Here is a 12,374-nt window from a genome sequence, read left to right as displayed (position 1 = left end):
AAGTGCCCTCTGGTGAACTGGCCAGAATGGCACACTCAGCCCCTTGACCAACTGGCATAAAAATCGCACCCCCTGCCGCGAAGACACTAGTATCTTGTGAGGATTTTTCATGCGCGTTGCGATGATTGGAACGGGCTATGTCGGCCTTGTCAGCGGAGCCTGTTTTGCCGATTTTGGGCACGTTGTAACATGCGTCGACAAGGATGCATCCAAGATTGAAAAGCTGGAAGCCGGCATCATGCCGATTTTCGAGCCCGGGCTCGACAGCCTGGTTGAGAAGAACGTCAAGGAAGAGCGCCTGTTCTTCACGACCGAAGCCAAGGATGCGATCCGCGATGCCGACGCCGTCTTCATTGCGGTCGGCACGCCCTCACGGCGCGGCGATGGACATGCGGACCTATCCTATGTCTACGCGGCGGCTGAAGAGATCGCCGAACTCATGGATGGCTTCACCGTGATCGTCACCAAATCGACTGTTCCGGTCGGCACGGGCGACGAAGTTGAGGAAATCATCCGCAAGAAGCGCCCTGATGGCGAATTTGCTGTCGTCTCCAATCCTGAATTCCTGCGTGAAGGCGCGGCGATCAAGGACTTCAAGATTCCCGACCGTGTGGTTGTTGGAACCGATGATGACCGTGCCCGTGAAGTCATGCAGGAACTCTATCGTCCACTCTTCCTGAATGAGACGCCGATTCTGTTTACGGCCCGGCGTACATCTGAACTTATCAAATACGCCGCCAACGCCTTCCTCGCTGTGAAGATCACCTTCATCAATGAGATGGCGGATCTCTGCGAAAAAGTCGGCGCGAACGTTCAGGAAGTCTCTCGCGGCATTGGCCTGGATGGTCGGATTGGCAAGAAATTCCTGAATGCCGGTCCCGGCTATGGGGGGTCCTGTTTCCCGAAAGACACGCTGGCGCTGACCAAGACGGCCAATGACCATAATTCTCCCGTTCGCATCGTCGATACGGTGGTTGAGGTGAACGCGGCGCGCAAGAAGGCAATGGCTGAAAAGGTCATTGCGGCCATGGGCGGCGACGTGAAAGGCAAGACAATTGGTGTGCTGGGCCTCGCGTTCAAACAAAACACGGATGACATGCGCGACGCGCCAAGCCTGGATATCATTCCGGCTCTGCAAGCGGCCGGCGCCAAGATCCGGGCTTATGATCCGGAAGCTATGGATGAAGCAGCGCATCTGCTGAGCGATATCGAATTCGCAAAGAGCGCGTATGACGCCGTTCAGGATGCCGACGCGATGGTGATTATCACCGAATGGGACCAATTCCGCGCATTGGATTTTGAAAGAATCAAGGAAGCCCTCAGCACAAACATTGTGGTAGACCTTCGAAACATCTATTCACCGGACGACATGGCGGCTCGTGGATTCAAGTATACATCCATCGGTCGCCCGTCTATCTGAGGCGCTAGGCAAACAGGATCCTGAACATGAAATTCTTCGTAGATACCGCAGACACCGGCGACATCGCTGAGCTGGCAGCGACCGGCCTGATTGATGGGGTCACCACCAACCCGTCGCTTGTTGCAAAGTCCGGCCGCCCGTTCGCGGATATTATCAAGGAGATCTGCGAGATCGTGCCCGGCCCGGTCAGCGCAGAAGTCGTCGCGACTGACTATGACGGCATGATCTCCGAAGGCCGTAAATTGGCGAAGATCGCTGACAACGTTGCCGTAAAGCTTCCGCTGACGCTGGAGGGCCTGAAGGCCTGCCGGACGCTGTCGGATGACGGCACCATGGTCAATGTCACGCTCTGTTTCTCGGCCAACCAGGCGCTGCTGGCGGCGAAGGCCGGCGCGACCTTCATCTCTCCCTTCATCGGCCGTCTCGACGACATCAATGTCGATGGCATGGAACTGATCGCTGACATCCGCCAGATCTATGACAATTATCTGTTCGACACGGAAATCCTCGCCGCGTCGATCCGGACGGCAAACCACGTCAAGCTGTCGGCCCTGGCTGGCGCTGACGTCGCCACCATGCCGCCCTCGGTCATCAAGGGCCTCGTCAAGCATCCGCTGACCGACAAGGGCCTCGAAACCTTCCTGGCCGACGCAGCAAAGGCTGGCATCAAGGTCTAACCGATATGGCAACGCCAGACGGTCCTCAGGGCCGTGTCCTCATCATCGCCGGATCTGATTCCGGCGGTGGCGCGGGCATTCAGGCCGATATCAAGGCGGTCACCCTGCTGGGCGGGTACGCCATGACCGCCATCACCGCCATCACGGCGCAGGATACGCGCGGCGTACATGGCGTGTGGCCTGTGCCCATTGAGGGCGTGATCGGGCAGATGCAGGTCACGCTCGCCGATATTGGCGCCGACGCCATCAAGACCGGCATGCTGGGTTCTGCGGCGCTTGTCGAAGCGGTCGCAGAGCTATTGTCGGAACGCGCGCAGCTGGTGCCGCGTGTCATTGATCCGGTCATGGTGGCGACGTCCGGAGACCGCTTGGTAGATGCCAAAGCCGTCGCGGCCATCCGGTCTGAACTCGTCCCGAATGCACGGCTTGTGACGCCGAATGCACCGGAGGCGGAAGTCCTGACAGGGAAGGCGGTCGAGACGGTCAGCGGCCAGCGCCGCGCCGCCGAAGCCCTGCTGGAACTCGGCGCCAATGGCGCGCTGGTGAAGGGCGGGCATATCGGCGGCGATGTCATCACGGATGTGCTCCAGACCACGACCGGCGAGTGGATTTTTGAAAGCAAGCGGATCGAGACGACGTCCACGCACGGCACGGGATGCACACTGGCGTCCGCCATTGCGGCCCTGCTGGCGCAAGGGACAAGTGTTCCGGACTCGGTTGAACAGGCCCGGGAATACTTGCTGAAAGCGATTCGCGCGGCCAAGGGGTTCGGGACCGGCCATGGTCCGGTTCATCATGGTTGGGTACTTGACGAGGAATAGACCGCCTCAACGACCGTTCAGAAATCATCGTTTTTCCAAGTACGCGTCCCGTGGCATTCAGTCGTCCTGATTGGAGACTCTGTCATGCCGACTTTGCCGTTCTACCAAATTGACGCCTTTGCTTCAAAGCGATTCGAAGGCAACCAGGCGTGCATCATGCCGCTGGAGACATTCTTGCCGGATGAAACCCTGCAGGCGATTGCGGCAGAAAACAACGTCGCCGAGACGGCCTATATCGTTCCGGCGGGGGAGGGAGTGTGGACGCTTCGCTGGTTTACGCCGTCGGTTGAGGTTCCCCTTTGCGGTCACGCCACTCTTGGAACTGCACATGTGCTGTACCAGGAGCTTGGGTACACCGGTGAGGCAATTGCGTTCGACACGATGAAGTCCGGCCGCCTGCATGTTCGGCGTTTGAAAGATGGACGATTGGAAATGGACTTTCCATCGGCCCCCATTCAAGAAATTCCGGTAACGGATGAGGTAGCGGATACGCTTGGCACGCGCCCTGTTCAGGCATGGGGCGGCATGTTCTATGCGGCTCGGTTTGAAACACCGGAGGACGTCCGTGCGCTCAAACCGAACCTGAAGGCGCTAAAGGATCTTGGCGCGCCGGGTGAAGGCTGGGATCGTGGGAATTTCGGGTGCTTTGCCGCTGGCGGGGATGGTGTCGCCGTCACCAGCCGCTTCTTCGCGCCGGGAAGCGGAATCGATGAAGACCCTGCAACAGGTAGTTGGCATACGATGCTGGCGCGGGTCATGAGCGAGCGATTTGGTCTGGACGAGATGTCTTGCTACCAAGCCTATCCGGGCCGGGGCGCAAAGATCGATACGCGTCTTGAAGGCGATCGCGCCAAGCTTGTCGGTCGTGCAGTAACAGTGATCGAGGGCAGCTTCCGTCTCTGAATCCTTATTCATTGCCCCAAGGCGCAGGAGGTGGCGCAACGGGTTGTGAAGTATCGAACTCGATTCGGAAAAAGCGTTTCGGGCGCTTCATCTCATAAGCGAACAAATTGTCTGACGGACGCACCTCGATCGCCCAGGTGTTGTCTTTGGACTGAGGAATACCTTCAGAATCGAACAGGGCTTTCGTGGCGTCATCCGCCGGAAAGGCCATTCGACTGGCGCTGGCCTGGTCATTACCTGCGCCGCCATACCATGTGATTGCATCGGGGCTGCCATCCTCATGCGTGTGCGTATGGTGCAAGGCCAGGTGGGGTCCATCATTGTGGAGTACCCAGACACGGGAGCGGTCATCGCCGACATGAAGCGGAATACGGACTTCCTGTGGAGAACACTCCCGAACATGCATAACAATACGCTCTGTGCGCCACTCATCATCTTCTGGATCTTTGCTGACAATCTCGCCCTCAAATGCCTGCCCGCACAGGGTCGTCAATCGAGACATGAATTTTGCGTCCGAATCCTGTTTTGCTGGCTGGCCGCAGGCGGCTACCAGAGCCAGAACGACAAGGCTTGCGAGTAGGGGAAGCTTCATCTTGGACCTTTCTCTAGTGGCGGAAGTGGCGCATGCCAGTAAAGACCATGGCGAGGCCAGCCTCGTCGGCGGCGGCGATGACTTCATCATCGCGGATCGAACCGCCCGGCTGAATGACGGCTGTTGCGCCCGCTGAAGCGGCCTGAAGCAGCCCGTCTGGGAACGGAAAGAATGCGTCGGATGCGGCAACGCACCCTTTGGTCTTTGGCTCGGGCCAGCCTGCGATGTCTGCGGCGTCCTCTGCTTTGCGCGCGGCAATGCGTGCGGAGTCAATCCGGCTCATCTGTCCCGCGCCAATGCCCACAGTTGCACCGTCTTTGGCGTAGATGATGGTGTTGGACTTCACATGCTTGGCGACGCGCCAGGCGAACAGCATGTCATTCAATTCCTGCTCGGTTGGGACTTTCTTCGTCACGACCTTCAGGTCTGCCTTGCCGATGCGGCCAAAGTCACGATCCTGCATCAGGAAGCCACCGGAGACCGTCTTGACGAACCGGCCAGCCGAAGCGGGGTCCGGCAGGCCTTCCGTAATCAGGAGGCGGAGGTTTTTCTTTTTGGCAAACACTGCTTCAGCGGCTGCATCTGCTCCCGGTGCTATGACGACTTCTGTGAAGACCTGGGAAATTTCCTGAGCGGTTGCTTCGTCCAGCGGGCGGTTCAGTGCGACGATCCCGCCAAAGGCAGAAGTCGAGTCACATGCCAGTGCCGAACGATAGGCTTCGATGATGCTCCGGCCTTGCGCAACGCCGCATGGATTGGCGTGCTTGATGATGGCGACGGCAGGGATCTCATCACCCAGTTCGCCAATCAGTTCATAGGCGGCATCTGTGTCATTGATGTTGTTGTAGGACAGTTCCTTGCCTTGCAGCTGTTTTGCAGTTGCCACGCCGGGACGTTTCTCGCCGGTCACGTAGAAGGCGGCTTTCTGGTGCGGGTTTTCGCCATAGCGCAGCGATTGCTGAAGCTTGCCCCCAAGGCTGGCCCAGTCTGGAGCGGTCTCGCCAAGTTGGTCTGCATACCAATTGGAAATTGCGGAATCATAGGCCGCTGTACGGGCATAAGTTTTCGCGGCCAACTTGCGGCAGAGTCTGACGCTGACATGGCCATCATTTGTCTCCATTTCAGCAAGCACTGCGTCGACATCAAAGCCATCGGTGCAGACGGCGACGAAGGCACCATTTTTTGCCGCCGCACGCAGCATGGCCGGACCACCGATATCGATGTTCTCGATGCAAGTGTCGAAGTCTGCGCCAGAGGCAACCGTCGCCTCAAACGGATAGAGATTTACATAAATCAGGTCGATCGCGCCAATGCCGTGTGTTTCGGCATCTTTCACGTGGGAGGGATTGTCGCGCAGATAGAGCAGACCGCCATGCACCGCCGGGTGAAGCGTCTTGACCCGGCCGTCCATCATTTCCGGAAAGCCTGTCAGGTCGGCAACATCTTTCACATCCAAGCCGGCTTCTTTCAGAAGTTTCGATGTGCCGCCGGTGGAGACCAGTTCGACCCCCTTGGCGGCAAGCTTTTGAGCTTGTTCCACCAGTCCGGTCTTGTCGGACACGGAAAGCAGGGCGCGGCGAATGCGAACGGGAGCTCCGCGGGTGGCGGCATCTGTCATGTTGAGAATTCCTTTGGCGCAGGCTGAATGCTTGTGCCGCGGGGCGTATCATGACCGCGGCGTGGGTCAAGCGCTCCAGCGTCGCGCCTTTTCGGCTCGCTCGCTGGCATATTCCGGAACGAGAACGCCCAACAGGCGGAGGGCTTCAGAGCGTTCGCGCCGGGATGCCGCCTCGATCAGCTCCCCGAGCCGCTTTTCAAAAAGCTCGGAAGGCGCATGCAGGTTTTCGACCTGCCAGATGCCGTCCACTTTGGTGGAGACCACGGCTTCATGCTCATAGGTCAGCACCTCATGCATCTTTTCGCCATCGCGCAGGCCGGTCGTGGTGATCTTGATGTCGACCCCTGGAACCAGGCCCTTCATACGGATCATGGTTTCGGCCAATTGCAGGATCGGCATGGGTTCGCCCATATCCAGTACGTATAGGCCGGTTTCTGATGTGCGATCCTGAAGTGCGGCCGATTGAAGGACGAGCGAAGAGGCTTCCTCGACGGTCATGAAGTATCGCGTCACGCCGGGATCAGTCAGAGTGACGGGGCCGCCCGCCGCGATCTGGCGCTCGAACAAGGGAACCACTGATCCTGATGAGCCAAGGACATTTCCGAAGCGAACAATAGAGGCGGCCATGCCGGTTTGCGCTGCAACCCGAGATACGGCCATCTCGGCCAGGCGTTTGGTGGCGCCCATGACATTGTCCGGATCGACCGCTTTGTCCGTGGAGATAAAGACAAAGCTCTTCGCGCCGACAGCCGCCGCGGCTTTGGCCGCGTTCACTGCGCCCGACACATTGGTCAGGATGGCTTCGCAAATGTTACGTTCCATCAAGGGAACATGCTTCAGCGCCGCCGCGTGGATGACGACATCCGGCTTTGCGCGCGTGAACACGTCGCGGACACGGTTCATATCGCGAACATCGCCCAGTCGGGCCGTGTGCCGGTTGGGGGGCAGGATGCCCGCCAATTCCATGTCGATTGAGTAGAGATTGAATTCTGAGGCATCGAACACGGTAATCGACGCGGGTTCGAGCCGAGCAACTTGGCGTGTAAGCTCCGAGCCGATCGTTCCGCCACCACCTGACACCAGGACGTTCGCATTGCTCACAAGAGCGCGGACCGGCTCAATGCAGAGATGGCGTTCCGGGCGCGACAGCAAGTCGGACGGGCGAACGGGCTCCAGCACTTGGGCTGTTTCATCCCGATTCAGCGCCATGATTTCGGCGCCATGGTTAGAAGCGGTCTCAAGTACGCGGATCGTCGTCTCGCGTTTACGCGCAGCGCCCGTCACAGCCACCCATGGCGTTTGTTTGTAGCGCACCGTCAACACTTCAATCAGGTCACCCAATTCGTCGAGAGAGCCAAGAATCGGAATGCCGCGAATGGCGCGGCCCGGCTCGGTCGCCTCCACGTCGACCAGGCCGAGCAGACGAATCTTGCTGCTTTGGGCCGATGACTGGATGCGGCGAATGACCTGAACACAGCTCTGTGAATCACCAACGAGAAGAACCGGCTGACCGTTCTTGGCGACCGGGCTGAAGATTTGAAACGGCTCGTGTGTCGTGCGGGAGAGGGCGAACATGCGTCCGGCAAACAGGCCAAGCGTCCACAAGATGAGCGCAACGCTCAATGTGGCGAAGGGCGTGGCCAGCAACCCGTTCAACATGAGCATGACCGGCAAGTAGATCAGGGCTGCAAGACAAACCCCCTGGAAAATCCGCACCGCATCCGGCCAGCCCATATGACGCCAGACCTGCTTCTGGATGCCAAGCACGAGGAAAGACAGTGCGACGGCTGCAGCGAAGAAGGCGGTGCTGATGGCGATCGAGTTGAAGGGCAACTCAGCGCGGGGCGCCTCGGACGACCAGACCAGTAATCCGGAAAACGCCATGGCAATGATCGCGATGCTGATGTCGAACCCGAGGGTCAGCGTCATAGCGCGTCGAGCGGCCTGTTTTGGCGTCATGCGGATCTTTCCTTCAGAAATGCCCAGCGAATACAATTCGGCGGCTGTTGTCCGTCCCCGTTAGGATCTGCAAAACCAGCCATAACGATTTGCTCGGGTCTTTCAACCACACCGCGCGCAAGATAAACTGTACGTTCAAGGCGCGCACCTTCATGGCTTGTCTTGAACTTCCAGACCGTACCGTCATCGCACACCAAACGAATGGCATCTCGGCCCATGATGGCTGTGACCGTAGGATGTAGGTGAAAGCGAATTTCAAAGCCAATGAACTTCCGGTCATCCGACGGCGGCTGAGAGACTGGTCTCACAAGGGAGTCCTCGCCCGTCAATCGCTGGCCATCGCCCGACATGAAAAGGCGGCGACGATGCAGCAATCCACACGGTGCCTTGTATCCGCCATGCTGCGCATCGAGCCATATCTCGTCGCCTTCTTCCAGGCGTTTGGCTGAAATACCTTCCGGTCCATGGGCGGAAAGAAGACGTGATTCGTCATTCAATGAGAATGTGGATGAGTCCCGACCAGCCAGGATCAGTGTGGAGTGGGCCCCCGTGCGCCGCACGGCGGCTTGCCAGTCCACATTCACCTCGGCGCTATAACCGCAAGAGGTAACAAGACGGCTTGGTCCGTCCGAAAGCTCGAATCCAAGCGCGCCTGCATGGGCAAAATCGCTGAAGGGGCGCTCGGGCGCTTCGCCACAATCGAGGATCAGCCGAAGACTATTTTTTTCCAGCTTCTGAAAGCCGGATTTGGGCGCGAAAGTGAACCGGCGGGGTGGAGCGGACAAATGGGCGAGCGCCGCCTCGACAACTTCCGGTCTCGCCTCGTCGCTATCATTGAACGGGCTGAGCGCGCCGTCGCCGGCTCGAAAAAAGGCGACCATTGCACCCATGCGCGAAACCCATTTCTCCAAGAAGTCCGGTTCCGGGTGGCCAGCGCGTCGGAACAGGTCCCGAAGCGTCAGAAGATGCACAAGAGCGCGCAGGTTTCGCGACGGGCTGCGGCTTACATGCCCACCATCGGGAAGGATTTGCGCCGTGCATTCTGCGTCCAGTCTGGCGAGGGCGGTCTCCAGGCTCATTGCGCGGTCTACGCACAATGCGCCTGCAACGATTGTGACAGCACCGTACCAGCGCGCTTTGGGATCGGTTGCCGCGTCAATTTGATCAGAAAGATAGCGGATTTGCCGAACCAGGCATTCCGAGCGGGTTCGTTGGGCATCTGCGGAGCCTGATTCGAAAAGAGCCGCGCCACACAACATCCAGTTCCAACACCTCACGCTGGTAGGCGCCAGCCTCCAGGAGAACCCATTGAAGCTTCCATGGGATTCGATCCAGTCGTCGACAAAGCGTCTGGCACGTTCTGCCCCAAGGTCGCCCTGATCAAACAGATCAGGCAGCCATGAAAACCGATGCAGCCGATCCGCGAAGTGTTTGGAGGGAAGGGGAGTCGACCATGGCGGTTGGCCCGGCGCGAGGGTCAGACGCTCCATGCCGATGCGCCATATGTCCTGCATTAGCGCTTCGCCGCGCCGGTCATCCGTCGGCACAATTGGGGTCAGATGATGGGAAAAAGCATCAGGAATTGGCCCAGACAGCTTCAGCCGCTGCAGGACACCGACTTTGGCATCATCGCCACAAGCTCCACGAAACCTGCGCCAGAGAGCGGCGTCATCTGCGCCGGTTCTCGTGCGGTCAGCAAGGATTTCGCTATCTCCGCCTCCCACGTCCACCGTCCATTCCGTCAAGAACTATACTTTTAGATTTGGTCTGAGCGACCTGATGTTGTCAGCATAGGCCGACCCGCCGCCCTTGAAAACGGCTGACCCGGCAACAATTGCACTAACTCCCGCGGCGATGGCTTTTGGAGCAGTCTCCGGATTCAGGCCGCCATCGATTTCCAGGATGATATCTCTGCCGGTTGAGTCGATCATCCGTCGCAGCTGTTCGACCTTGCGCAACTGGCTGTCGATAAAGGTCTGACCGCCGAAACCGGGATTGACTGACATCACCAGGATCAGGTCGATATCGTCCAGTATGGGCTCCACGATGCTGGCGGGTGTGCCCGGATTTAAGGCAATTCCTGGCTTCATACCGGCAGCGCGAATCGCCTGAATCGTACGATGGATATGTGGTCCGGCTTCCGGATGAACCGTGAGGATGTTTGCGCCAGCCTTCGCAAAGGCAGCAATGAACGGGTCCACGGGGGCGATCATCAGGTGCACATCGAACGGCTTGTCCGTGCATTTGCGGAGCTTTTCGATCACCGGAGGGCCAAAGGTCAGGTTTGGCACGAAATGCCCATCCATGACGTCGATATGGATCATGTCTGCGCCAGCATGGTCTATGGCGGCAATCTCTTCACCGAGGCGAGAGAAATCTGCAGAGAGAATCGAGGGGGAAATCAACACGTCGCGCATGCGCAATCCCTAAGCTGGAACAGCCGGCCACACAAGGTGGCCGGCTGTCCGAAAGTGTAGAGATTGGGCCTAGTAGCCGCCGGCCGGAACCAGTTTCCAACCATCAGCCCCGGCAATGATATCGACCGGTGTACCTGGCGCGATATAGACATCCGCGCCCTGAATGATTTCCTTCACGTCACCCGTCGAGAAACGGACAATGTAGGCATAACCCTGTTGCTTGCCGACAGCCTTGCCAGCTGCGTTACCGGCGATGCCGCCGATGACGGCGCCACCAATGGCTCCCGCAGTCTGGGCCTTGTCGCCGCCACCAAGCTCGGAGCCTGCCAGACCACCCAACACGGCGCCTGTTGCGGTACCAATCAGGGACCGGTCAGATTGGATCGTTACGGCACGCACCGAAGTCACTGTACCGGTATAAACGGTAGAAGCCTGACCGACCGCACCTGGCGTGGCTGTTCCAGCGCCATAATTGCTTGCACATCCGGTGAGTGCCAAAGCGAGGGCAGCAAATGCGCCCACAGCAACTTTCCGGGGAGAAAATTCGGTAATCATGTTGAGTGCTCCCTGCACATTAGATGGGTTATCATTGCACAGTTCGCCCTGAATGGCAGATGAACTCTGCGAGACCTTTTTGTGGCAAGTCTGTTTACCGCTTGAAAACCATGCGCGGATTGAAATCGATCAAATCCGCTGCAGGCGCGCAATGTAGAAGGCATCATGCCCCGCGCCGTCTTGCGGCAGGGTCAGCAGATCGCCCTCTGGCGTCAGGCAATGCTCGAAACCGGGAATTTCTGCTTCGGATACAGGCTGACGTGAATAAAGCTCCGCCGTAATCGCCTGATCGACGATATTGCGCCCTTCGGAGTCAAGCGGGGTGCAGACGCAATAGATGACGATGCCGCCCGAAGTGACCATGTCGGCGGCGGCTGTCAGGAGGCGCGTCTGCGCTGCTGGAAAGCGATCAATTTCTTCCTCTCGCTTGATCCATGCGCCCTCTGGATGACGTCTCAAGGTGCCCAATGCGGAGCAAGGGGCATCCAGCAGCAATTTGTTCACCGGAATCTCCGGGCGCCATTCATCGGCATTGGCCGCAACGATGTCCGCAGACAAGCCCGTTCGCGCAAGGTTTTCCCTGAGGCGCTCCAATCTCGGCTTGGACCGATCGACGGCGGTCACTTTCGCACCGGTGGCCGCCAGTTGAAGTGTCTTGCCGCCTGGCGCCGCGCACAAATCCACGACCTGATCGGTCCCGGTCACATTGAGCAGTTTTGCGGGTAGGGCAGCGGCGGCGTCCTGAACCCACCAGCCGCCTGCTTCAAACCCGGGCAGGGCCTCGATATTCGCGCTGTTCAGCCGGATGGAACCGGTTGGCAGCAGGTCGCCGCCGGTGGCCTCAGCAACCTGAGCCGGACCGGATTTTGCGGACAGGAAGATAGGCGGTTCGTGCAGTTGGTGCGCGGCGAGTTGCTCTGCGCCATCGGCGCCAAGATCATTCGTGAACCGGCTGGCCAGCCAATCCGGCCAGATCAGGCTCGCGGGCATTGCATCAAGGTCAGGCGGTGTGTCGGCTGCGCGCCGTAACACGGCGTTGAGAAAACTGCCTCCCGAACGCGCATCCGGCCAGCCCTTGGCCGCTTCAACCGTCTCCGACACAGCGGCATGAGGCGGTGTTTCCAGCCGCCAAAGCTGTACCACGCCAATGCGCAATAGGGCGCGAATGGCAGGGCTGGTGGCGTTGAGTGGTCGCGACAGCAGGGGTGAGAGACCCGCATCAATGCGGCCAAGTTCGCGCAGGGCGGCACTCGCCATCAGTCGGGCAAAGCCCCGATCGGGCCCTTCCAGCTCGTTGAAGCTGTCAGATTTGAGCATCGCCTCGTCCAGCGTGCGGCGGCTTTCCAGCGCCAGCATGAGCAATTCGGCTGCGGCGCGCCGTGACAGGGCGCCGCTCATGAGTCTGACTCCAT

The 12,374-nt window shown here is 59.1% G+C and carries 11 protein-coding genes; 4 read left to right on the top strand and 7 right to left on the bottom strand.

From position 1 onward, the window contains the following. Positions 1 to 109: 109 nt before the first annotated feature. The 4 genes from B3527_RS12810 (at position 110) to B3527_RS12795 (ending at position 3,821) form a co-directional block, all read left to right on the top strand. A complete protein-coding gene (locus B3527_RS12810) occupies positions 110 to 1,420 on the top strand; it encodes a UDP-glucose dehydrogenase family protein (protein ID WP_206991532.1) in 1,311 nt (436 codons plus the stop codon). A 26-nt stretch (positions 1,421 to 1,446) separates the two neighbouring features. Beyond that, on the top strand, positions 1,447 to 2,097 hold the full coding sequence (gene fsa / locus B3527_RS12805; protein WP_290480135.1) for a fructose-6-phosphate aldolase: 651 nt from the start codon (positions 1,447 to 1,449) through the stop codon (positions 2,095 to 2,097). A 5-nt stretch (positions 2,098 to 2,102) separates the two neighbouring features. Further along, entirely contained in the window at positions 2,103 to 2,918 is an 816-nt protein-coding gene (gene thiD, locus B3527_RS12800) for a bifunctional hydroxymethylpyrimidine kinase/phosphomethylpyrimidine kinase (RefSeq protein WP_290480134.1), read from the top strand. Between the two features lie 84 nt (positions 2,919 to 3,002). Next, entirely contained in the window at positions 3,003 to 3,821 is an 819-nt protein-coding gene (locus B3527_RS12795; RefSeq protein ID WP_290480133.1) for a PhzF family phenazine biosynthesis protein, read from the top strand. 4 nt (positions 3,822 to 3,825) lie between these two features. Here B3527_RS12795 and B3527_RS12790 read toward each other — a convergent pair whose 3' ends face one another. The 7 genes from B3527_RS12790 to B3527_RS12760 form a co-directional block, all read right to left on the bottom strand. Beyond that, positions 3,826 to 4,413, bottom strand: coding sequence for a hypothetical protein (locus B3527_RS12790; RefSeq protein ID WP_290480132.1), 588 nt, complete (start codon positions 4,411 to 4,413; stop codon positions 3,826 to 3,828). 13 nt (positions 4,414 to 4,426) lie between these two features. Further along, entirely contained in the window at positions 4,427 to 6,031 is a 1,605-nt protein-coding gene (gene purH / locus B3527_RS12785; RefSeq protein WP_290480131.1) for a bifunctional phosphoribosylaminoimidazolecarboxamide formyltransferase/IMP cyclohydrolase, read from the bottom strand. 66 nt (positions 6,032 to 6,097) lie between these two features. Further along, complete coding sequence (locus B3527_RS12780; protein WP_290480130.1) at positions 6,098 to 7,990, bottom strand: polysaccharide biosynthesis protein; 1,893 nt, start codon at positions 7,988 to 7,990, stop codon at positions 6,098 to 6,100. Further along, positions 7,987 to 9,735, bottom strand: coding sequence for a heparinase II/III family protein (locus B3527_RS12775; RefSeq protein ID WP_290480129.1), 1,749 nt, complete (start codon positions 9,733 to 9,735; stop codon positions 7,987 to 7,989). Before B3527_RS12775 ends, B3527_RS12780 begins: the two co-directional genes overlap by 4 nt. Positions 9,736 to 9,738: 3 nt before the next feature. Continuing rightward, the gene (rpe, locus tag B3527_RS12770; protein WP_034814829.1) at positions 9,739 to 10,407 is read right to left on the bottom strand and encodes a ribulose-phosphate 3-epimerase; all 669 of its coding nucleotides are present in this window, start codon (positions 10,405 to 10,407) and stop codon (positions 9,739 to 9,741) included. A 69-nt stretch (positions 10,408 to 10,476) separates the two neighbouring features. Beyond that, on the bottom strand, positions 10,477 to 10,962 hold the full coding sequence (locus tag B3527_RS12765) for a glycine zipper 2TM domain-containing protein (protein ID WP_051607800.1): 486 nt from the start codon (positions 10,960 to 10,962) through the stop codon (positions 10,477 to 10,479). Positions 10,963 to 11,091: 129 nt separating this feature from the next. Then, positions 11,092 to 12,360: an RsmB/NOP family class I SAM-dependent RNA methyltransferase gene (locus B3527_RS12760; protein WP_290480128.1), complete on the bottom strand. Its 1,269-nt coding sequence runs from the start codon at positions 12,358 to 12,360 to the stop codon at positions 11,092 to 11,094. Between the last annotated feature and the right edge of the window lie 14 nt (positions 12,361 to 12,374).

Origin of the sequence: Hyphomonas sp. UBA4505 (assembly GCF_002388685.1) — a bacterium.
GTDB lineage: Bacteria > Pseudomonadota > Alphaproteobacteria > Caulobacterales > Hyphomonadaceae > Hyphomonas.
This window is presented reverse-complemented; position numbering and strand designations above follow the sequence as displayed.